Consider the following 20,745-nt stretch of genomic DNA (forward strand, 5'->3'; position numbering starts at 1 on the left):
CATAAACTTGGTGGACATTTATTTGCCTTGGTCGGGGGAAAATTCATTAAATTCATGAGTTAATCGCTCGAAATAAGGGGGGATAACGTCTGTTTAACATAGTAGTTTTAGGAATCGTTAGCTTATTGACAGACATAAGTTCGGAAATGGTATATCCACTCATACCGATCTTTTTGACTGCTACGCTTGGAGCTAGTCCGGCAATCGTTGGTGTAATTGAAGGAATAGCTGAGAGCATCGCCAGCCTGTTAAAGGTATTCTCAGGTTATTGGGGAGATAAGACTAAGAAGAAAAAGGAATTGGCTATTGTCGGCTATGGAAGTTCACTCCTGGGAAAAGTTGTACTTGTCTTTGCTGGTTCCTGGGGTGGGGTATTAATTTCACGAGTGATTGATCGTTTGGGTAAAGGGATAAGGACTGCCCCGCGCGATGCCCTCATTGCTGAATCCGCTAAAGCCGAAGCTCGTGGCCATGCCTTCGGCTTACACAGAGCGATGGATACCTTCGGAGCGGCACTAGGAGTCACGATTGCCTATTTTCTTTTAATCGGAAATATAAGCAACTACAAACGAATTTTCTTATTCTCAATGATACCGGCTTTCCTGGGAGTAGTTGCACTATTTATTGTCCGGCAACCTCGTGAACTAAATACTGGTAAGAAGAAGTTATCTTTTGCATGGTCATCTTTAGATGCTAAACTTAAAGCCTTTTTAATATTAGCTTTTATATTTAATCTGGGTAATTCATCCAATCAATTTCTTTTACTTAGAGCCAGTAAGCTGGGTGCTTCTGCACCGTTAGTTGTCTTACTATATTTGGCATATAACATAAGTTACGGCATTTTAGCTTATCCTATGGCCAGATTATCTGATTTCATAGGCCGCAGGCGTATTCTTGTTGGTGGTTACTTCATCTATGCTTTGGTCTACCTTGGGTTTGCCTTAGTAACTCATATTACTGCTCTTTGGCCACTGTTTGTTGTTTATGGATTTTATATTGCCTTTACTGAAGGAGTGGAAAAGGCTTTATTGACGGATATAGCACCTAGCCACTTACGAGGTACTGTCATTGGTTTGCATGCAACTTTGGTTGGCTTGGCATTGTTACCCGCTTCCTTATTCGCTGGACTCTTATGGGATATTCTAGGCGCTTCAGCGCCTTTCTATTTTGGAGCAAGCATGGGCCTGTTGGCAGCTGTCGGGTTATTCGTGATTTTGAAAGAATAGGATGCAGACAACAGACTCCTTTGTCAGCTCTCCTGTCTCTGATGGTTTTCATTTTGGCTACTCCTATTTTGGATAGTGAATAACCATGCTCAATCTTGAAAGATTTGACGATTGGCGGAAGAAAAGTGGGAAGGATCTGTAACTGTTTGGCTCGTTAACCTATTTTAAGACAGAGTATATTCAGCTATTTGGTTTTACTGTGACAAAACGTGACTTGAGTAACGCGATTATCTATATGGATAATAAACAGTACTGGGTTCATGATACCCAAGTAACACAAGAACTAGCTATTTCTTTGTCAAAACTGATGAAGTACAAGAAGCCAGATATGGTCAATTCACCAATACCTCAAGTCTACATATATCTAGCGTTGATGTTCTAACTCAAAAAGGCAATACTTATGGCGGTCCTGTATGGAATATTGGGTCAAATCTTATACTCGATATTAACGGTTATTACTGGATAATTAACAAACAGGTATTAAATGAATTGGAGGAATCAACCAAAGCACTTGGTACAGAAGTTCTACCGTTAAATTGATTTAGCCGGAAGCCCGAAATGTGCCAAATAGAGGAGGAGTTCCAATGGCTTTTTTAGTGTATCTACTGCCAGTCTCTTGTTTCCTTTTTGTAAATAATCTAGTTTCTATTATTGAGAAAGTGCATAAGGATGATAAAAATACTGGTTTTAACACAATTGGTTCAACCCTTGGACTTCTTTTGATGACCGGAGCTATTATCGCCACTCATTCGTGAATTGTTGGGTAACATTCTTATAGTTTTACAAGTTAAGTTCCTCTGATTCTTACAAGGAAGAATTGAGCGTAGTACCTGGGACTAAAGGTGAAGCATTTCCCAATATGGTTTGAGATATAGAGAAATAGAGAAATAGCCGAAAGCCCGCGATTGAAACCGTGGGCTTTCGGCTGCTTTTACTTAAAGATCGGCAGATAGTTACTAAGTCTTTGGTTGGCAAAAGTTCAATCCTATTATTCAATTCGTGACGCTATGCCGAGCCATGTTTCTTTGGTTAAAAAACTCTCTTCCACTTGCCCTTCTAACTCTAAAAATCGTTGATAGGGAATACTGAATGAAAGAATATCTTTGTCGATATATTTTCTTGCCGAGGGGTCGGTTAGTCCTATAACACACTTTGGTTCTTTTTCCTCGGCTTGGGCCAGAGGATATAGCACAGACTGATGACAACCGGCACCAAATTCTATTTTGACATTGTCTTGGGTTGGTTTATCGTAATTAGCGAACTGTACCAGAGCGGAAAGTTGGTCGGCATTTACCAGGAAGATAATGACTTCCGGTGTTTCATCCTGAGTTAATTCAGCTAAAGGCTTAAAAATAAGATAAGTTTTTGCCTCAACGTCGGGCAATCCGGCAGCAAATTTTGCGGCCAGTTCAGGATTTTTTTTGTAGAATTCTCCTTCTCTGCCTCCTACACCGCCCGTTGAGAGAAAATATTCAATAAAACCTAATTGAAACCGTTGAAAACCTAAGCCGACTTTCCCGCCGCTGCATGTCGTGGTCTTGTTCTCAAATGCGGCAACACGACCTTTGGCTGCGGCATTTAACATAGAGATTGTACAGCCCCATTTCCCTTCCTTAAACTGCAATGCTCCTTCTGGTTTAGAGTCGGAACGAAATACGGCAACAGGTTGATTCTTAAGTTTAATAGCATCGGCGATCTTACTTTTCATAGTGACCCTCCTTAATCTTATTTCGGTTATTAATTCGGCAGGTCATAGAAATTAGGTTATTCCTTGCTAAGCTAAAACAACTACCAGTTGATCATGCAAACTTTATTTAATTACGTCAAATCAGTTTCGTTATTAGTTCCTCCTTTCTCAATTCCTTTAATAAGACTTGTTACCAAAGACATTATCATTATAGTTGTCACAACAACTATAATGATAAATAATAACTAATCGAGATTATCATAGATTTGATTTAATAGTTTTATCAATTCTGCTGCTTTCTTGTTTTCTATTCCCATAGTAGCTTCCTCTAGTAATTGCATAGCTTTAGGAATTAATTGATCTCTTAATGCCCAACCACTATTTGTCAAGAAGATCTGATAAGCTCTTTTATCGACGGGATGAGGCTTTCGGACAATCAAATCTTTCATTTGTAGCTTTTCAAGAATGCGATTAGTATTTGGTTTATCTTTAAAGATGATATCTGCCAACTCTTTAGGGGTAAGACCTTCTTGTGCCCATAAACAGTTGAGTACAGACCATTGTTCCGGCGTAATATTATATTCATTAAATCGTTGAAACAACTTATTTTTAAGTTTTGCATTCGTCTTATTTAGAATAAACCCCAGCGAATCTTCTAATTTAAATTCCATCTGCTATCACCTCAGTTGTTACGACAACTATATTATATACGCGTCGTAATTTTCAGTCAATAGTAAGCCATCCCCTCCATTTGCCTTCATCAAATCTAATGTTTCAGCGGAAAAGTCCATCCTTCAGTGCGATAGCATTTATTTATTGGCTAACGAGTTCACTGGGTAAGAGGTGCTGAATCGGGAGAACTATCTCAGTTAATGAGGTAGTTATTTGGCAAATACTTTGTTATATATTTCCCATTGACCCCATTACCCTGGAGGGGTATAATATAAATATCTTAAGTGCTTATTATCACAAGTACGTCCATGGAAAATCGCAAACGGCTATAAAGTTTGCATTTAAAAGAAGATCAAACTAAAACTATGTAAGATTTATGGAGGAATTTATGATGAAAAAGGTACTCATAGTCGGTGGAGTGGCCGGGGGAGCTTCGGCTGCTGCACGGTTGAGAAGACTGGATGAAAGAGCTCAAATCATCTTGTTTGAAAGAGATGACTATATTTCTTTCGCCAACTGCGGTCTTCCCTATTATATCGGTGAAACCATCAAGGAAAGAGAGAAGCTTCTCGTTCAAACTCCTGAGGCTATGAAAGCAAGGTTTAATATTGATGTAAGGATCAATAGTGAAGTCATTGGTATCGATACGGAAAAGAAACTGGTTACCGTCAGAAGTAAGGGGCAAGGGATTTACGAAGAATCTTATGACGATCTTGTACTTTCACCGGGAGCTAAAGCTCTCCGACCGAATATTCCAGGGATAGAAAGCACAAAGATATTTACCTTAAGAAATATTCCGGACACAGACAGAATTAAGGCCTATGTTGATCACAAGGGCATAGATAGTGCCATAGTTATCGGCGGAGGTTTCGTCGGGGTTGAAATGGCTGAGAACCTGGTCGAGAGAGGCTTGAAGGTTACTTTAGTTGAAGCCGCTCCCCACATTTTAGCACCTTTTGATTCAGATATGGTGGTCATGGCTGAAAAGGAATTAGTCGAAAATGGCGTGGATCTTATCTTGGCTGACGGCGTTAAAGCCTTTAAAGAGGTTGGGAGCCAAATCGAAGTAACCTTAAACAGCACAAAAGTGGTTTCTGCCGATCTGGTCATTCTGGCCATCGGGGTGGCTCCTGATACTTCTTTTTTGAAAGACTCGAGTATAGAGTTAGGGCCGAAAGGTCATATTGTCGTTGATGGAAGAATGGAAACCAATGTCAAGGGAGTTTACGCAGTAGGAGATGCTATAGAGGTTGTCGACTTTATCACGGGAGCAAAAACGGCTGTCCCCTTGGCTGGGCCGGCAAATAAGCAAGGAAGAATCGCTGCCGATAATATTGCGGGATTGAATTCGATTTACAAAGGTACTCAGGGAACCTCGATTCTCAAAGTTTTCAGTTTAACGGCGGCCAGCACAGGAGCAAATGAGCGCACTCTGCAAAAAGCAAATCTGCCTTACCGGGTCGTCTACGTTCATCCTGTGGCTCACGCATCCTATTATCCGGCTGCTTTACAGCTAACCTTGAAACTGATTTTTAATGATCAAGGCCAAGTATTGGGAGCGCAGGGAATCGGTTATGATGGCGTTGATAAACGAATCGATGTTATTGCTGCTGTCATTCGCTTAAAAGGCACAGTAGACGATTTAGCAGAATTGGAATTAGCCTATGCTCCGCCCTTCTCATCGGCCAAAGACCCTGTAAATATGGCTGGATTTCTGGCTCAAAACGTTCTGTCCGGAAGAACTCATGTGGTAGCCTGGAAGGATATAGAGCTGCCTGAACTTAAAGATGCAATCCTTTTGGATGTCCGAACGGAAGAGGAGTTCAGCAATGGACACATACCCTGTTCTCTCAACATTCCTCTCGATAGCTTAAGAGACAGGATGGGTGAGCTCGATAAGAGCAAACAGATCATTGGGTACTGTCAGGTAGGTTTAAGGGGTTATGTTGCTGACAGGATCTTAAGCCAAAATGGCTATAAGGTATTAAATATTACCGGCGGCTATAAAACTGTCTCCCTGCAAGAATTCCAGCCTCAAAACCCAGGTTCTGAGAACCGGCAGTCCGCTCCGGGAGCCGGCGAGGCGAATACGCCTCAGGGGTATTTTGATAAAAGTATTGATGCCTGCGGGTTGTGCTGTCCTGGACCATTGATGCAGGTAAAAGCCGCTATGGACACTTTACAGCAGGGCCAGGTACTCAAGATTTTGGCATCTGATCCGGGTTTTTATGAGGATATTAAAGCTTGGACGAAAAGAACTAATAATCAATTGATCGATGTGGCCAAGGCCGGGGGTGTCATTTCAGCCTTCATCAAAAAGGGCACGCAAAAGGACCCGCTTAAGCAAGAGCCGGCAGCAGCTTTAAAGGACAATAAGAGCATGATTGTTTTCAGCGGAGATTTAGATAAGGCCATAGCATCCTTTATTATTGCCAATGGGGCTGCGGCTATGGGAAAAAAAGTAACGATGTTTTTCACCTTTTGGGGTCTGAATATCCTGCGTAAACATGAAAAAGTAAACACTCAGAAGGGTTTCATGGATAGGATGTTTAGTCTGATGATGCCGAGAGGAAGCAAACGCCTTAAGTTATCGAAGATGAATATGCTGGGCTTGGGCGGAAAAATGATCAGAAAAGTTATGAAGGATAAAAACGTTTCTTCCCTCGAAGACCTCATCAAGGCCGCAATGTGCAATGGAGTAGAGATAGTAGCCTGCCAAATGTCAATGGATGTCATGGGGATCAAACAAGAGGAATTACTCGACGGCATTAAAGTTGGCGGAGTTGGTTATTATTTAGGAGAAGCAGAGGATTCTAACGTGAATTTGTTTATCTAAGCTTGCAGTTTAAAGCTGTAAGGCCCGACCGTCATTATATATGACAGTCGGGCCTTTTCTGCGAATTGGGGCTGTTTTTAGAGATCCACGTTAAGAGGATTTATACTATTGACATAACATTCCAACAAGAAATTGAGTATATATGGAACGTTCCTAAAAGCACTTGGGGTCATTTTAAGTTTATAGTTTATAACGAGATGGTAGGTACAAAATCAGACCTATACGGTATTAATTACGAATAAGTAATAATTTAATTAGAGAGAGCAATCAACAAATGTCTTAAAAATATAACAGTTCATGTTGAGACGACATTAATGGGTGAAGTGGATAATACAGATGCAATGGTCGCTACAGTATAACGAAAGCTAGAACGTATTTTAAGTTCTAGCTATTATTTTCTTGATATCACAAATATGGCAGGGGCTTAGTCCAAATTGTTGAATTCTAAGTTAGAGGAATTAATGGCGTCGCAAACCTTTTAAAGGTCATTTCCAAGTATTCCAAGTAGAGAAGGCTTAGAGCCAATTATCTATAAAGAGAAGCAGCATTGATGGCTTCACATTTATCCAGACTTTGTACCGAATCTTGTTAATAAGCTTGTAACCTTTAGATTGGTTCCTGGCTAAGGAATTTGTGAAGGGGGGGAAGTATGGATTTATTACTGTTGGTATCAGTATTGTTCTTTCTATTATTTGTTAATATAGTGTTTCTTACCAAGAGGATTAAAAAGGATAAAAATTTTATTTGGAGTATCTTAAGAAAATTTATAGTTACAGGTGTTGCTGTATTTATTGTTTCTATCAATTTTAGGCATCTGGAATTATTTCAAAGTCTCAAATCTACACCGGCCATTGAAGGTTGAGGAGATTTCAAGTATAAACTTATGGGGGGGACATTTTGCTGGAAATAACCGTGGTAGAGAGGCAACTCAAGAGGAAGTTGGTGATATAGTCGATTGGTTCAATTCAGCATCAGATATTCGGGAAAACAAAGATTTTGCAGGTGAGACGCCTGACTCAGGGATAGTTATAAACGAAAAGGATGGTGAGGAATTTAGCATTATTCGTTCAGGGAGGGACTTTGAAGTCCAACGTCATGATAAATCAGGAAGAACTTATTCGTATTGGGCAACCCAAAAGGATATTAAAGTGCTGTTAGATAAGTTAACTCAATAGACAAAAAGAGTGTCAGGGATTATTCCCAAGATTCAACTAGCTTACTACTTCGAATTCGGGAGAACTATTTTAATGTTCGGGAGTGGAGTGAGTATATGAAGAAGAGTTTATTAATAAAAATGGTTCCTTTATTTTTACTTTTTTTCATACTTATTTTGGCAGGTTGTATTGAAAAGTCAAATGATCCAAATAAAATAGCTGTTAGTAGTATGAAATACAATAAGGTTGCTAATCATTTCGCAATATTTTTAGTTAAGGGAGAGCAAGCAGGAAACGCAATGAACACTAAACTTGAAGAGTTGCGGTTGGAAACGCAACCTGTGTTAACGGATAAAGACTTGAAAGTATATAAATGGAAGGAACATGAACTAGAACTTAGAAAAGACTTTGACCTTTACGAGGTATTAGACTATGTGCCACTCTCTGGGTTACCTTTTGTTGTAGTAGCAAATGATGAAAGAGTATATTTGGGAGCGTTTTGGTCACCGCTTTCATCACAAACATCTAGTATACCGTCAGTTATGGTGCTGCCGATGTCTCCACAAAATACAATACATATTATATCAGGGTATCCTGGTAAAACTACAAATAGCCAATCCGACCCAAGAGGCAATCAAAAAATCTACGATGCTTTAAAAAGTGTCGGCAAGATAAAAGAATAAATGTATGTAAAACGAAATTATTGATAAGGTGAACAAAATATACTCAATTCTAACGAAAAGTTGATTGATGGATTTGTGTTTTTTAATAACACCTAATTTCTACTTCCCATTATTCATAGTTGTACCTCATAAAATAGAATTCAAGAGCTGCCTTACGGCAGCTTTTTCTATAACTTTCGGTATTAGGCTCTAAGAAAAATGAAGTAAATTTTCCATGAGTGGCGAATATAGGATATATAGAAGCGTTCTTTTAAGGAGGTGGTATCATTGTTGATAGCGGCAATCAACGGCAGCCCCAACCGGGATGGCAACACGGCCCTGCTGCTTCGGGAGGCCCTGTCGGCGGCTCAGAAACTAGGATCGGAAACCCAGTTAATCAATGTGGCTGAGGTGTTGAATGATCTTGCCCAGCCTTTCTGTAATAGCTGTACCTATCCCTGCAATGCTGCCTGCGCCAAAGGCAACAAGCTGGGCGAGGCGCTCGCACTACTCAAACGGACAGACGGATTGATTATCGGAAGCCCAGTCTACTACGGCACCATCAGCGGACAGCTGGCGGCTTTCTGGGACAAAACCAATACGCTATGGCAGAGCAAGGCACTTCTAAATGTGGTGGGGGGAGCGGTAACGGTTGCGATGGCTCGCTTCGGCGGCCAGGAGACCACTCTGAAGGCAATCCATGACCTAATGCTGGTGCAGGGGATGATCATTGTCGGAGACGGGCACCGGGATTTCGACTGCGGGCATCAAGGAGTCTGCGCTCAGCAGCCGTCTAGGGAAGACGTTAATGCGATAGAACGGGTGCACATTATGGTTCGACGCGTTGTGGAGGTAGCCGGAGCAACTCAATCACTTCGTTATCGGTCATGAGAGAAGGCTAATTGGCTTGAGTAATAGGAACCAATAGAGACAGATAAGAACAGCCCCTAATACCGAAAACGGCATTAGGGGCTGTTTCACCAGATAATCTTACCAATACCAAGGGCGGCAATAACATGGATAAAAACATCTGTAGCCAAAGATTCTATTGCCCCAGCACCAAGGATACATATTTGCCATCTCCTTTCATCTGAGATGACAGAAGATAAGATTTCCTAGAATAATTTACGTAATATGTCCGAGCATTGTGACAAAAATTGATGCTTAATTTGTTTTTTGCTTAGCTACTATACAGCAATGCGACGGCAAGAAAGCACTTATCAATAACTATAATTCTCGATGGCCGAGGAAGTCACTTTGGCTCAGATATTATCGACGATTTTATTAAAAGAGAAGCAGCGTCCATTAATAGTATGACAGGATATACAGATTATTTTGATTGACAAAAGTAATAATTTGACCTACAATTCCAATATACCCATACGGGGTATATTGGGTCCTTATTAATAGTATAAAGGGGAAAGGATACAGTATGAACCAGACAATAACTATATCCATTATAGTTGGAGTAATAATAATCTGGCTATACGGCAAGTACTCCGACAAAGAGGTTAATAAATTACGGATCGGGCCTTCAGAAGCAAAAAAGAGACTGGATACTGAAAAGAATATCATTCTTCTGGATGTTAGGACCGAACATGAATATGCCGAGAAACACATTCCTCGAAGCACGTTGATTCCTTTGAACGTGTTGGCTAGAGAAGCCGGCAAAAGACTTCCCAACAAGCAAGCTACTATTTTTGTCTATTGCAGGAGCGGCAATCGAAGCAAAGCTGCAGTAAAGATGTTATTAAAGCTGGGGTATTCTAATCTTTACAATTTGGGCGGTATAATACGCTGGCCGTATAAGACTGTATCCGGTAAGAAGTAGAATCTCTTTCACCCTCACCTGCTTTACCCGTAAATGCTGGAGGCGATGTATCTCATGATTGCATTTGCGACACTCATTGTTATGATCATGAAGAAGTTTAATAGATTTGAAAAGGCAGGGGTTAAAGAATATTGGATCATTGAACCGGATGGCAAGTTTGTGAGCGTATTTACTTTACAGAACAATAAGCGCTATGGACGGCCGGATGTATATTCTGATGAAGAAAATAAAGGTAAGCGCCTTACCCGACTTAATAATTGATCTTAATCCGGTTTTTGCTGGTCTGTAAAATGAAACTTTGAATATTTACAATTAATATGACCGGTTATATAATTAAAAGCATGGCTAGAAAAAAATGCGAAGACTTAGAACAAACGAAAAAGAAACTATTAGAAACCGGCTTAGCTCTTTTGGAGCAAAAAGGCTTTAATGCCACGGGTATTCAAGAAATCGCCACCATTGCTGGTATTCCTAAAGGCTCATTCTATAATTATTTTGCCAGCAAGGAAGAGTTCGGCGTAGAAATTATTCGTTTTTATACCGAAACTCATATTGAGCAATGGAAAACTTTTTTGGAGGCAGAAGATTATGGCGATGCGTATTTGGCGTTAAGTACAGTTTTTGTAAAGCTCGCTGCAGCATATGAATCTGCTGACCCCAAGAAGGGTTGCTTGTTGGGTAACTTAGCAGGTGAAATCAGTGAAGCTAGTGAAGAATGTCGTGCGGCCTTAAAGATTGCTGTCGGTGAATTCAAAGAGATATTAGCGCAACGTTTACTAAGTGGCCAGAAGAGTGGTAAAGTTAGGATCGATTTATCGGCAGAATGTTTAGCTGATTTGTTCTGGGATGCTTGGCAAGGCAGTTTGTTACGAATGAAGATCGAAAAATCAACGAAACCGGTAAAAAATACGATTGAGACATTATTTGAAAGGATACTCATACCGTAAAAAAGTAATTTATACTAATACTAATATGCAGCCCTTGCTAAAGGTATTTTTTAAAACATTTTTAAACGAATGGTCATTTTAAGTGTGGAATTTGTTAATTATGATGAATTTGCCGAAGACTAGAAAAAGTGGAAAGTAGGAGTGAAGAATATGGACCTGATTCAAGTTAACCAAGAGAAATGTATCGGCTGTGGACTTTGTGCCGAAGTCTGCCCCTCAGGATGTATCATTATGGAGAATCAAGTGCCGCAGGCCACAGAACGAAATTGTATTGTTTGTGGACACTGCGTGGCTGTCTGTCCTGTGGCAGCAATGGACAATGTGAAGGCACCCCTCGCCAAACAGTTGCCGCTGGAAAAGGTGCCTGTCCTTGACGCTGACACTGCAGCCCGCTTTCTCCGTTCCCGACGATCTATTCGCCGCTACAAACTAAATCCTGTACCCCGGGAAAAAATAGTGCAGCTCCTCGATATCGCGCGATTGGCACCAACCGGAGGCAACACTCAGGGTGTTTCTTACATTGTCATTGATAACGCTGAAACGCTGCGCCAAATAACGGCGGCTACCGTCGATTGGATGGAAGAGCAAGTAAAAAGTGGTTCTGCCTGGGCGCAGTATTATTCTGGAGTAGTGGATACTTATCGTAAAACCGGTCAAGATGTTATTTTACGAAACGCTCCGTGTCTGATTGTGGCCATAACCCCCAAGAACTTTCAACCCCGTGGACGTGATAATACACATTTCTCACTCGCGTACGCTGAACTCTATGCGCCGGCTATTGAATTGGGAACTTGTTGGGCTGGATTCTTTGAAGGGTGCGCCTCTGCCAAGTATAAACCATTATTAGATATTTTGAAGCTGCCGGAAAACAGGGTTGTCACCGGTGGATTGTTAGTAGGTTTCCCAAAGTATACTTATAAACGATTAGTGGACAGAAACCCGTTGCAAGTGTCGTGGTGGGAGTAAAGGTGAAGGATTTTCCGATATTGCCCGGTTTCCCATGTCTCACAGCCGTATGATTAAATTCCCTTTTTGAAGAAAATTTTGGCGGTTGTTCTCTGCAAGAGAGGGAAGATTAACAAAACTTTAATAGTGCTCAATCAAAGGGGAGAGTAATTAGTATGAGCAGTGAATCTGCGGTTCAAATTCAAACAGAAGCGCAGCTCGAACAGTTAAAGTCTGAAGAAGAATTGATGATTCTTTATTTTTCCTCGGAGACTTGTAATGTTTGCCGGGCTGTTTTTCCTAAGCTGCTGAATCTCGTTGAGGGGTATCCGGTTAAGGTCGTCACGATATCTATTGATGAACAGAGGGAAATAGCCGGGCAAGCCTTGGTATTTACAGTGCCGACGGTTTTGATAGTTCACGAAGGCCGGGAAATTCTGCGGGAGAGTAGATTTGTTGATTTTCGGAATATTGAAAGAACCCTAAATCACGTTACCTGAAGCTGCGTGCACGAGCATAATCGGCTTAAAATTCAATCAGACATTCTTATCTGGTTAGTCAATGCGGGTTCTTCGGGACCCGCATTGATAGTTTTGAGCTGAAAAAGGGCCTATTTCCCGAAGGTTTTCGGAGATAGTGTAATGAATGTCATCATTTCTATCCGGAAAATGACAGAATCCCCGAAAGTTGTTTCAGCAGAGCTGCAAAACGAGGTATAATTGAGGAAATGGTAAACCATGGAGGGAGAACTATGAAACAGAAAGTCCAAAAAAAGCAACAAAACAGTAAGAAATGCTTGGTCTGCGGCTTAAAGAATGACCTCGGATTAAAAGCTTCTTTTTACGAAACCGACATGAATGAATTGATTGCCATCTTTAACCCCCTTGAAGAGCACCAAAGTTATCCGGGAAGGCTGCACGGCGGAATTGCCGGAGCAATTCTGGATGAAACGATTGGCAGAGCAATCATGATCCAGGATGATACGATTTGGGGAGTTACCGTTGAATTGACTATCAAATATAAAAAGCCTATTCCCCTGGATGAAGAATTACGGGTTGCGGGCAGAATTACGAAGGATTCCAAACGATTGTTTGAAGGCACCGGAGAAATAGTATTGCGTAACGGGGATATTGCTGCTACAGCTTGGGGTAAGTACATGAAAATGCCAATCGAGAAAATAGCAGACTTTAACGAAGATGAACAAGAATGGCAAGTTGTGTCCTCAGATAATGACCCCAATGAAATAGAGATCTAACAATAAACAAGCCACCGTTCACAGAAAACGGTGGCTTGTCGAAATTCCAGGCTCTTAAATCAGCAGTTAAAATTTAATAATTTTGGGTTCGCCTGTAAAGGAAGCAATCGTAGCTACGGCATCTTTCAAATACAGTACCAGTGTGTTGTCATCGGTTGCGGAATACCGGGATTGAAGTGAAGGATAGCTGTCAAGCATACTCTGCTTTGCTTCAACACGTTCATCCTCTACAGCAAGGGCTTTGATACGAATCCATTCCTGGCCGTTAAAAGCGCAAATTTCAATTTTGGGATGGGCCATGATTTGTTTGGCAACGTCTTTTACCTTACCGGTCTGAATATAAAGCTTACCCTCAAAAATATTGGCAGTTCCGAAGGGACGAACACGTGGCTGATCTCCATCCAGGGTTGCTAAGTAATAAGTCTGGCACTTTTTCAGAAAATCCAAAACTTCTTGCATAAGTTATCCCCTTTCAAATTCATTACAATAAATTTATAATAAAAGTCTTGAAATGGCAAGTACGACTATTTATGATATATAGTATTCGAAAAGATACTATTGGGAGGAGATTATGGAGACTGAGAAAGACTTATTTGGGAAATGTCCTTATACAACAGCACAGAAGGTTCTTTCGGGTAAATGGTCAATGCTTATTCTTTACCATCTCGGTAAAAGGACCATGCGTTTTGGAGAATTGCAGCGGCAGTTGCCTGATTTAACCCAGTCAACACTGACGAAGCAGTTACGCACTTTGGAAGAGAATGGATTGATCGAAAGAAAGATTTATCCTCAAGTCCCGCCGAAGGTTGAATATTCTTTAAGTGATATAGGCATAAAGTTTAAGAAAGTGTTAGCTGAATTGGAAGTTTGGGGCAACGAATATATCAAAACCTTGAAGGACAAGAATTTATAAATTTAATACCTGTAATCATAAAGGTCAAACATCTACGCCCTTTAATTGTCTTTACGGTATTTATTAAGAATGAATTCCTTGAATTCTGCAAGTGACTTTTTCGCTTCTTCGGGCAGATCATCCAGGGAGTCGTCTAAACGGTCGGCGGCTAAAGTACTGTAATCTTGCTGGCTTTCAAGTAAATAAGGTCTTGGGTCAGAGATTCGCCCAAGAAGAAAGTCAACAGAACAATTCAGGCTTTCTGCCAAGATGTTCAACGTAGAGGGGTTGGGGTATTTTTCGCCTGTTTCAAATTGGGATATGTCGGTTGGAGATATGTTAAGATTTTCGGCTAATTGGTTTAGGGAGATACCATTTAGTTCACGTATCATCTTTAGCCTGCTGGGAAAATTATTTTCTTCAAGGACAGAATGTTCTGTCCGTCCTAATAAGAAATCAGTAGAGACCTTAAAATAATCCGCAATTCTTTGCAGAGTATCATAATCAGGTTTACGTCTATCTACTTCATATTGTGCATACGTACTTCGAGACATACAAAGTATTTTTGCCAGCTCCTCTTGTGTGAGTTCGAGCTTATTTCTTAGATATAGCAGCCTTTTTCCTAACACTTCAAGCATACCTCCTCTCCTCTATAGTATAGTCGCAATAAGCGACATTTAAAATGAGTGTCGCGAATCTCAACAAAAACATTGACAGTCGCGAATCGCGACTGTATTATTAAGATAAATTTAAGTCGCGTTATGCAACGGGATTAAGGGGGGGAATTGTGGCTGAATTTGGCAAGACGAGGCTGTGGCTAATAAAATATCGGGGGAATTTAACACAGCAACAAGTTGCAAATAAAGCAGGAATAAGTAGATCATATTATGCAGAAATAGAGTCAGGCAACAAAAACCCTGGTGTCAAAACTGCGAAAAGACTTAGCAGCGTTTTAATGTTTGATTGGACTATTTTTTATAAATCGTAAGAATTATGTATCATAGTAAGGTTCTCATAGTATTAAACTAAAATCTCATCTGAATAAGGGGATAGGTTGAACTGGACTTAATGATGAAGAACGTAAAAAAATATATAGTATAGAGTCCTCGGAATTGCCGGGGACTTGATTTTTTGGGCGCACTAATCCCCAAATAAAAATTAACGGAGGATAGTATGTCTGAGATCGATGAATTAATAAAGCAAATTGAAGAATTACGCTTGAACCTGATTAATACAAAAGAGGGAAGGGCTTATACAGATCCGGTAGTTGTAACGGCAAGTCAGGAGTTGGATGAAGTATTAAACAGGTATCAAGAGCTGCTGATGGAAAAAGCGGTACCAACAAATGCTTAATAATAGCCGATGAACTACATCTGAACAGACACTGGGTAAGTGAATATTTACAACTAGAACTAGGTTCAGCAGTTTACTGCTGAACCTAGTTCTAGTTTGTGAGAGAATCATTAAATTGTATTATCTGTTATTTCAAACTGTATATATCAATGGTAAGCATCTGTTTATGAGATGCCTTTTTGCTGATAGTTAACTAATGTTTGTATTTGTGAGGTTAAACAAACTTGTAAACCTGTTTTTACAACAAACGGCATTAGTTTACTTAAATAATTTGGCAGTAAATCCGTATAAATAATAACTATGATGCAATGCCCATTGATAAAATTGGATTAATCTACAAATTGACCGCTATATTTTACTATGTTATTATAGCGAAGCAACAAAAGATAGGATAAAACAAATAAAATTATAAGTAATTCTCAATAACCTTGATTTTCACTGAAGCATTGAGGTGAACCATGAAAAAAATTCTTTTTATCTTAGCTTTGGTTTTAGTCATGCTAAGTTCAATTGTGGCGGGAACCTTGGCTATGTATACTGTCTCCATTGACAATCTGGCTGAAGGCAGTGTCGTTGCTAAAGAGTTCATCTTTGTAGGGGGAGGTACTGATACCTTTCAGCAGGGATTAAAAATAGCGCCGTCTGAGACAACTCAGTGGAAGTTCAAAGTTAAAAACTATGAGGGTGATACAGTATCTGAAACTGATATGTACTATAAACTTACTTTTAATGTACAAGCCTCGTCAGGAAAAAAGGCAATAGCCCCTTTAGATGTGATCGTCAAAGACTCGAAAGGTAATGCGCTGAACAGTGTGACTGGTGTAGGGACCTTTGATGTTCTAGGATCATTTCCTCTTGCAGTTAATGGACAGGAGCAGGACTACTTCGTGCAGATATATTGGCCGGATAATGGTTCTTCTGACGCAAAGTATGCAGGCAGTAATTATGGAACGATGATCAATGTTAATGCTGTTGCTTCTCAGATTCCTTTTAGTACATCTCCATCCCAGGGGAAGCAGGTCAGCGTTCACTATGAAACGACAACTCCATGGCAAAACGGACAAAGCGGTGTTTATCAATATAATTATAAAGTTACAATCACTAATAATACCTCTCAGCCAATCAACAATTGGAGCATTGGCTTTTACCTTCCCACGGATACCCTGACCGGCGTCTGGAGTAATGCCAAATTAGTGTCCACCTCGCCGCCGGGAAACTATCGATTCCTTAACCCTGGTTATAACAATCAGGCGACAGATGATATCTTGCCGGGACAGAGCGTTTCCTTTGGAGGTCCGGCACTGGGTATGGGTACTGCAGCAATCCAAAGTATTAGTGTTGGCGGAAGCAATATCAGCGATATTACGAATGTGGATTTAACATGTCAATTTGGCGAGGCATCCTTGAACTAAGGCCCCTGGCTGGATTATATGGATAAGATGAGGGAGGGAAAATGAGAAAAAAAGTTTTCTTAATTCTTGTATTGTGTGCCATAGCATTTGTTTCTTTAACCGTGGGCACTCTTTCCAACTATACGAGCGTTACCAGTTTCGGTACAACTATTTACCCTGATTTGCACAAGATAAATAACCACTGAGCCGGAATTTAATCAATAATCAATTGAGGTTGGAGGAGAAATGATCTGATGAAAAAGGTACTGATAATTATCGCCCTTGTCTTGGTTCTATCCACGTCTGTAGTCGCCGGAACCTTGGCTATGTATACGACAACGATCGATAATGTTGCTGAAGGCAGTGTCGTTGCCAAGGAATTTACCTTAATAAAAGGCGGAACAGATACGTTTACGAAGGATGTAAAAATAGCCCCGTCTGAAACAACGAGTTGGCAGTTCAGCGTTAAAAACTATGACGGTGATGTAATAAGTGAGACTGCCATGGGCCTGAATTTTGCTGTGGATGTTGAAGCAGAGGCTGGTAAGAGTGTGATAGCCCCGTTGGTAGTGACTGTCAAAAACTCTAACGGTGATACTGTTGGTACAGTTAACTCAAGTGGCAGAATTGTATTTAACGATGCCTTTGCGCTGAGCCCTACCGGACAAGAGAAAACCTATACAGTATCAGTGAACTGGCCTGGCGATAATAACTCAGATATCAATTATGCGGGAGCAAATTATGGAACAGACGTTAAGGTGTCTGTTACCGGGACTCAGCAATAAATAAGATAATTTATTAATATTTCAACAGGGCGCGAGAGGTAGTATAGTTCTCGCGCCCTGTCTGTTTTCGACGTGCAATGCTTTGATTTTTTACATAGCCATAGGACATAATAAGAAAATCAATCGTTTGAGCTGGGCACTATTCCCCTAAAAGAAGGTTGAATCCATGACACCAACAAGGTATACGACCCAGGAACAAATCGAAGCAATGCGCCAGGAAATACTGCATGAAAAAGAAAAACTGGCGGGAATATCTTCTGGAAAAGCCCCGTCTGAAAGCCGGCTGCCCCATGGAAGAAGGGCTCTGAAAACAGTGAGTGGAGCGGTATTTTTAGCTTTGTGTCTGCTTCTGGTGTGGTCTATTATTTCCATCCAAATTACCAAGGGCAGGGGAGGAATTCCTAACGTCCTGGGTTTTCAGGTTTTTTCCGTGGAGTCTGGCAGTATGGAGCCTACTCTGGAAGTCGGAACAATGATTGTCAGCCGCATACCCAGAGACCCGGGAAATCTTAAAGTCAATCAAATCGTGACCTTCAGAACCTTATCCAACGCTATTGTTACCCATCGGATTATAGAGGTTATTAATAACAACGGCAGTAAAGCTTACCGCACAAAGGGGGATAATCCGATAAATTCACCGGATCAGGATCTGCTCACGCCCAATCGGGTGATCGGGGTATTTTTTGCTAAAATACCGTTAACATAAAGCAGACGTAATGGGAGAAATAAACATGGAACATGTTCCGGAGCAGATTGTAGTAATGGAAGGCGTTGCATCAAGTGAACATTTTTTGGTTGAAGGAGAGAAGCCCCGGCGGGTGCTGGATGATATCAACTTGTTGATCAGAAGTGCGGAAATCTGGGGTATCAATGGGACTTCACTGTTTGAAATCAAGCTGTTGTTGGAAATTATGGCAAATATCCGACCCTATGACAAGGGAAAATGCGTGTTGATCGAGCGTGGCATGATGAGGCTCAAACGGGTGATTCTCAAGCATGTATTTTATATCGGGGGCTCTGAGATGCTTTATAACAATATGAATGTGCTGGAATTTTTGATGTTCGCTGCCGCTAAATCTAAGATCAATCGGGTGGAGCTGCAGGAAGAGATTTTTGAATTAATCATAGCAATCGGATTGGGCCACCTTTCCTTGACGCCCAACTATATGCTGACCAAAGAGGAAAAAGCCGTCATTACCTTAATTGCAGCTGCTTACTCCGACAGCTTGATGATCGTCTTTAATCTTCCTGAATACGTTTGGGATGAAGTACTTATTGATGCAATCTCCAGAATCACAAGTTTTATTAAGGAGAAAAGAAAAACCTTAATCTTCGCCACACAGAACTGCCTTCTGATCGAGAAGGCCTGTTCGCATACGGCAATAATGAAAAATGGACTATTAATCTACAGTGGCACTGTTGAGAGTTTTCGTTTGAGTTTTGACAAGGTGGAAGTGATTATCCGGGATAAAGCCGTTGAGTCAATGAAAGAAAAACTTACCCTGCTGCTTCCAGGTCATGTGCTGGACGTTAAAGGCGGAAGTCTGATGATTAGCCGCAAAACTTCAGAAGTCAGTGACCATGGTATTATTTATAAAAAAATCATAGAGTCTGGCTTTACACCAGATTCTATAGAGATTAATTCTAAAACAGTGCAAAATGCCTATGAGGAGCTTATACGGCAGCATGATTTACAAGAATAGCTATTTCAAAAAAGAACTTCGCCAAGCCTACATGGGAAATAAAATCAGCACGAATCGAAAAATGGCCTCGGCTTTGTTTTTGGGTCTTGTTTCATTTGCCCTTTACTTTGTGTTTCAAACATTACAGAAAAGCGTACTTTCTGATGTCGTTCCCGAAATCATGCAAGCCAGTTACTTTTCCACAGTTTACCTTTATATTCACATAGCAGTCATTTTTAACATTATCTATTTCATTGTTTACTACGATTATCTTTTTTTCTCAGAGATCAGAAAAAACTCCTGGTATCTTCTGATTAAAATGGGCTATCGGCCAATGAGCATGCTTGTTTCCAAGTTCGCTGCTTTAATGTATTCTGTACTGCTAATTTATACCGTTGGTTTTGCGGTTACGATAATCCTCACTTTTTTTCTGAAATACACCTTCATAGTCGCTTATCTGCCAACCCTCTACCTTGTGGGGTTTGGAGACTTGCTCCTTATGACAATCCTTGCCATGACGTTTTCCCTTTACGCCAAGACAGTAATTAACGGCCGATATTGGACCTTCTTAACTGCAGTGATTATTTTCGTGATGAAAATAACGTTGGGACAGTATGCAATTATTTCTAATCGTGTATTAATGCAGAATATTTTTATCCTGTTCGATCTGAAACTTTCATTGTATTGGCCGGTCGAGGCGGCGGCTATGCTGGTCTGCGGGCTGATATGTTTGTTGCGATGCCAAAATCTGGCTAAGTATTATAATCTTCCTTCCGACTCAGCTATTATCCCGGCAGGTGTGAATTTGGTGGAAATCGATTCTAGAACGGGCAGGCAGAAATTGATTAACGGCAAGGTGAAGGAAGGATGGCGCGGCAGAATTGTCGATACGGTGACCACCTTATTCCTGATTGCTTTCATTTGTGCCGCCCTGGCCTTCAATGTCATCATTATCCTGATTAATTCTTCCACTCCAGGTCAAGAGGTCACCATACGTGGAGTAATCCCTTTTGTGTTTAGTACCAGCACTATGGAACCGGGGATTATGATCAATGATCTGGCCTATTTTCAGAAAGTCGATGTCCAGTACCCGATTGTAAAAGGACAAATCATCCTTTTTGAAGAAAATAATGTACTCTTTGTAGAACGGGTTATCAAGGCAGGAAATCCACTAACCGTGGATATCGACAATTATCCCCCTATGTCCCAAATAGGAGCCATGAAGAAAACCGTCGCACGACAGGCGGTCCATGGACTATATTGCGGCAGGAACCGCTGGTTGGGAGCACTGATTCTCTTCGCCAATACCATTGTGGGCAGGATTCTATTCTTACTGGTTCCCGCTGTTCTGATCTTTTATCAGGGGCAAATTTATAAATATTTTAGAAAAGAGAATTCGTAATGGGCAGGAATGTGGCAATCAAATA

At 40.8% G+C, this 20,745-nt stretch carries 23 protein-coding genes and 1 pseudogene; 20 read left to right on the forward strand and 4 right to left on the reverse strand.

All coding sequences use genetic code 11. The features are described 5' to 3' along the window. The first annotated feature begins 113 nt into the window (after positions 1-113). Entirely contained in the window at positions 114-1,226 is a 1,113-nt protein-coding gene (locus ACPUYX_RS07245) for an MFS transporter (protein ID WP_426379283.1), read from the forward strand. Positions 1,227-1,810: 584 nt separating this feature from the next. Then, positions 1,811-1,981, forward strand: a complete 171-nt coding sequence (locus tag ACPUYX_RS07250; protein WP_426379064.1) for a hypothetical protein — start codon at positions 1,811-1,813, stop codon at positions 1,979-1,981. A gap of 233 nt (positions 1,982-2,214) precedes the next feature. Here ACPUYX_RS07250 and ACPUYX_RS07255 read toward each other — a convergent pair whose 3' ends face one another. Both ACPUYX_RS07255 and ACPUYX_RS07260 read right to left on the reverse strand, forming a co-directional pair. Next, on the reverse strand, positions 2,215-2,934 hold the full coding sequence (locus ACPUYX_RS07255) for a DUF169 domain-containing protein (protein WP_426379065.1): 720 nt from the start codon (positions 2,932-2,934) through the stop codon (positions 2,215-2,217). A gap of 224 nt (positions 2,935-3,158) precedes the next feature. Next, positions 3,159-3,584: a MarR family winged helix-turn-helix transcriptional regulator gene (locus tag ACPUYX_RS07260; RefSeq protein ID WP_426379066.1), complete on the reverse strand. Its 426-nt coding sequence runs from the start codon at positions 3,582-3,584 to the stop codon at positions 3,159-3,161. 389 nt (positions 3,585-3,973) lie between these two features. Between ACPUYX_RS07260 and ACPUYX_RS07265 the strand changes: the two genes are divergently transcribed. The 10 genes and pseudogenes from ACPUYX_RS07265 to ACPUYX_RS07310 all read left to right on the forward strand — a co-directional run bounded on the left by ACPUYX_RS07265 (position 3,974) and on the right by ACPUYX_RS07310 (position 13,215). Beyond that, positions 3,974-6,421 (forward strand): DsrE/DsrF/DrsH-like family protein, encoded by a 2,448-nt coding sequence (locus ACPUYX_RS07265; RefSeq protein ID WP_426379067.1) that lies wholly within the window; start codon positions 3,974-3,976, stop codon positions 6,419-6,421. Between the two features lie 791 nt (positions 6,422-7,212). Further along, a complete protein-coding gene (locus ACPUYX_RS07270) occupies positions 7,213-7,596 on the forward strand; it encodes a hypothetical protein (RefSeq protein ID WP_426379068.1) in 384 nt (127 codons plus the stop codon). A 95-nt stretch (positions 7,597-7,691) separates the two neighbouring features. Beyond that, positions 7,692-8,258, forward strand: coding sequence for a hypothetical protein (locus ACPUYX_RS07275; protein ID WP_426379069.1), 567 nt, complete (start codon positions 7,692-7,694; stop codon positions 8,256-8,258). A gap of 267 nt (positions 8,259-8,525) precedes the next feature. Beyond that, entirely contained in the window at positions 8,526-9,128 is a 603-nt protein-coding gene (locus ACPUYX_RS07280; RefSeq protein ID WP_426379070.1) for a flavodoxin family protein, read from the forward strand. 541 nt (positions 9,129-9,669) lie between these two features. Further along, on the forward strand, positions 9,670-10,068 hold the full coding sequence (locus ACPUYX_RS07285) for a rhodanese-like domain-containing protein (RefSeq protein WP_426379071.1): 399 nt from the start codon (positions 9,670-9,672) through the stop codon (positions 10,066-10,068). 93 nt (positions 10,069-10,161) lie between these two features. Beyond that, a pseudogene (locus ACPUYX_RS07290) lies at positions 10,162-10,357 on the forward strand (Uma2 family endonuclease); the annotation flags it as partial. A gap of 52 nt (positions 10,358-10,409) precedes the next feature. After that, positions 10,410-11,015, forward strand: coding sequence for a TetR family transcriptional regulator C-terminal domain-containing protein (locus ACPUYX_RS07295; protein WP_426379072.1), 606 nt, complete (start codon positions 10,410-10,412; stop codon positions 11,013-11,015). 150 nt (positions 11,016-11,165) lie between these two features. Continuing rightward, the gene (locus ACPUYX_RS07300) at positions 11,166-11,981 is read left to right on the forward strand and encodes a nitroreductase family protein (RefSeq protein ID WP_426379073.1); all 816 of its coding nucleotides are present in this window, start codon (positions 11,166-11,168) and stop codon (positions 11,979-11,981) included. A 155-nt stretch (positions 11,982-12,136) separates the two neighbouring features. Then, a complete protein-coding gene (locus ACPUYX_RS07305; RefSeq protein WP_426379074.1) occupies positions 12,137-12,460 on the forward strand; it encodes a thioredoxin family protein in 324 nt (107 codons plus the stop codon). Between the two features lie 251 nt (positions 12,461-12,711). Continuing rightward, on the forward strand, positions 12,712-13,215 hold the full coding sequence (locus ACPUYX_RS07310) for a PaaI family thioesterase (protein ID WP_426379075.1): 504 nt from the start codon (positions 12,712-12,714) through the stop codon (positions 13,213-13,215). 66 nt (positions 13,216-13,281) lie between these two features. On the opposite strand, the gene ACPUYX_RS07315 is transcribed toward ACPUYX_RS07310, so the two are convergent. Further along, entirely contained in the window at positions 13,282-13,674 is a 393-nt protein-coding gene (locus ACPUYX_RS07315; protein WP_426379076.1) for a pyridoxamine 5'-phosphate oxidase family protein, read from the reverse strand. Between the two features lie 112 nt (positions 13,675-13,786). On the opposite strand from ACPUYX_RS07315, the gene ACPUYX_RS07320 reads away from it, so the two are divergent. Beyond that, on the forward strand, positions 13,787-14,128 hold the full coding sequence (locus ACPUYX_RS07320; protein WP_426379077.1) for a winged helix-turn-helix transcriptional regulator: 342 nt from the start codon (positions 13,787-13,789) through the stop codon (positions 14,126-14,128). A gap of 41 nt (positions 14,129-14,169) precedes the next feature. Here the strand turns inward: ACPUYX_RS07320 and ACPUYX_RS07325 are convergent, their stop codons facing one another. Then, complete coding sequence (locus ACPUYX_RS07325) at positions 14,170-14,745, reverse strand: helix-turn-helix domain-containing protein (RefSeq protein WP_426379078.1); 576 nt, start codon at positions 14,743-14,745, stop codon at positions 14,170-14,172. A 149-nt stretch (positions 14,746-14,894) separates the two neighbouring features. Here ACPUYX_RS07325 and ACPUYX_RS07330 point away from each other — a divergent pair, with 149 nt between their 5' ends. From ACPUYX_RS07330 to ACPUYX_RS07360, 7 genes are all read left to right on the forward strand, one after another. Further along, positions 14,895-15,095, forward strand: coding sequence for a helix-turn-helix domain-containing protein (locus tag ACPUYX_RS07330; protein ID WP_088228301.1), 201 nt, complete (start codon positions 14,895-14,897; stop codon positions 15,093-15,095). 185 nt (positions 15,096-15,280) lie between these two features. Further along, a complete protein-coding gene (locus ACPUYX_RS07335) occupies positions 15,281-15,460 on the forward strand; it encodes a Spo0E family sporulation regulatory protein-aspartic acid phosphatase (protein WP_426379079.1) in 180 nt (59 codons plus the stop codon). Between the two features lie 458 nt (positions 15,461-15,918). Beyond that, positions 15,919-16,872: a cellulose binding domain-containing protein gene (locus tag ACPUYX_RS07340; protein ID WP_426379080.1), complete on the forward strand. Its 954-nt coding sequence runs from the start codon at positions 15,919-15,921 to the stop codon at positions 16,870-16,872. 233 nt (positions 16,873-17,105) lie between these two features. After that, positions 17,106-17,636, forward strand: a complete 531-nt coding sequence (locus tag ACPUYX_RS07345) for a hypothetical protein (protein ID WP_426379081.1) — start codon at positions 17,106-17,108, stop codon at positions 17,634-17,636. Positions 17,637-17,802: 166 nt separating this feature from the next. Further along, positions 17,803-18,342, forward strand: a complete 540-nt coding sequence (locus ACPUYX_RS07350) for a signal peptidase I (protein ID WP_426379082.1) — start codon at positions 17,803-17,805, stop codon at positions 18,340-18,342. A gap of 25 nt (positions 18,343-18,367) precedes the next feature. Further along, positions 18,368-19,339 carry a hypothetical protein gene (locus ACPUYX_RS07355; protein ID WP_426379083.1) on the forward strand — a complete coding sequence of 324 codons (972 nt, stop codon included), beginning with the start codon at positions 18,368-18,370 and terminating at the stop codon, positions 19,337-19,339. After that, positions 19,323-20,720 (forward strand): S26 family signal peptidase, encoded by a 1,398-nt coding sequence (locus tag ACPUYX_RS07360; protein ID WP_426379084.1) that lies wholly within the window; start codon positions 19,323-19,325, stop codon positions 20,718-20,720. Before ACPUYX_RS07355 ends, ACPUYX_RS07360 begins: the two co-directional genes overlap by 17 nt. Positions 20,721-20,745: the final 25 nt, after the last annotated feature.

The sequence above is a fragment of the Desulfosporosinus sp. SYSU MS00001 genome, from assembly GCF_049943955.1.
GTDB lineage: Bacteria > Bacillota > Desulfitobacteriia > Desulfitobacteriales > Desulfitobacteriaceae > Desulfosporosinus.

Excerpts from the sequence above, each read along its gene's own strand:
- ACPUYX_RS07250 (WP_426379064.1), top strand. The coding sequence starts at position 1,811 with ATGGCTTTTTTAGTGTATCTACTGCCAGTCTCTTGTTTCCTTTTTGTA.
- ACPUYX_RS07255 (WP_426379065.1), bottom strand. The coding sequence starts at position 2,934 with ATGAAAAGTAAGATCGCCGATGCTATTAAACTTAAGAATCAACCTGTT.
- ACPUYX_RS07260 (WP_426379066.1), bottom strand. The coding sequence starts at position 3,584 with ATGGAATTTAAATTAGAAGATTCGCTGGGGTTTATTCTAAATAAGACG.
- ACPUYX_RS07265 (WP_426379067.1), top strand. The coding sequence starts at position 3,974 with ATGATGAAAAAGGTACTCATAGTCGGTGGAGTGGCCGGGGGAGCTTCG.
- ACPUYX_RS07275 (WP_426379069.1), top strand. The coding sequence starts at position 7,692 with ATGAAGAAGAGTTTATTAATAAAAATGGTTCCTTTATTTTTACTTTTT.
- ACPUYX_RS07285 (WP_426379071.1), top strand. The coding sequence starts at position 9,670 with ATGAACCAGACAATAACTATATCCATTATAGTTGGAGTAATAATAATC.
- ACPUYX_RS07295 (WP_426379072.1), top strand. The coding sequence starts at position 10,410 with ATGGCTAGAAAAAAATGCGAAGACTTAGAACAAACGAAAAAGAAACTA.
- ACPUYX_RS07300 (WP_426379073.1), top strand. The coding sequence starts at position 11,166 with ATGGACCTGATTCAAGTTAACCAAGAGAAATGTATCGGCTGTGGACTT.
- ACPUYX_RS07305 (WP_426379074.1), top strand. The coding sequence starts at position 12,137 with ATGAGCAGTGAATCTGCGGTTCAAATTCAAACAGAAGCGCAGCTCGAA.
- ACPUYX_RS07310 (WP_426379075.1), top strand. The coding sequence starts at position 12,712 with ATGAAACAGAAAGTCCAAAAAAAGCAACAAAACAGTAAGAAATGCTTG.
- ACPUYX_RS07315 (WP_426379076.1), bottom strand. The coding sequence starts at position 13,674 with ATGCAAGAAGTTTTGGATTTTCTGAAAAAGTGCCAGACTTATTACTTA.
- ACPUYX_RS07320 (WP_426379077.1), top strand. The coding sequence starts at position 13,787 with ATGGAGACTGAGAAAGACTTATTTGGGAAATGTCCTTATACAACAGCA.
- ACPUYX_RS07325 (WP_426379078.1), bottom strand. The coding sequence starts at position 14,745 with ATGCTTGAAGTGTTAGGAAAAAGGCTGCTATATCTAAGAAATAAGCTC.
- ACPUYX_RS07335 (WP_426379079.1), top strand. The coding sequence starts at position 15,281 with ATGTCTGAGATCGATGAATTAATAAAGCAAATTGAAGAATTACGCTTG.
- ACPUYX_RS07340 (WP_426379080.1), top strand. The coding sequence starts at position 15,919 with ATGAAAAAAATTCTTTTTATCTTAGCTTTGGTTTTAGTCATGCTAAGT.
- ACPUYX_RS07345 (WP_426379081.1), top strand. The coding sequence starts at position 17,106 with ATGAAAAAGGTACTGATAATTATCGCCCTTGTCTTGGTTCTATCCACG.
- ACPUYX_RS07350 (WP_426379082.1), top strand. The coding sequence starts at position 17,803 with ATGACACCAACAAGGTATACGACCCAGGAACAAATCGAAGCAATGCGC.
- ACPUYX_RS07355 (WP_426379083.1), top strand. The coding sequence starts at position 18,368 with ATGGAACATGTTCCGGAGCAGATTGTAGTAATGGAAGGCGTTGCATCA.
- ACPUYX_RS07360 (WP_426379084.1), top strand. The coding sequence starts at position 19,323 with ATGATTTACAAGAATAGCTATTTCAAAAAAGAACTTCGCCAAGCCTAC.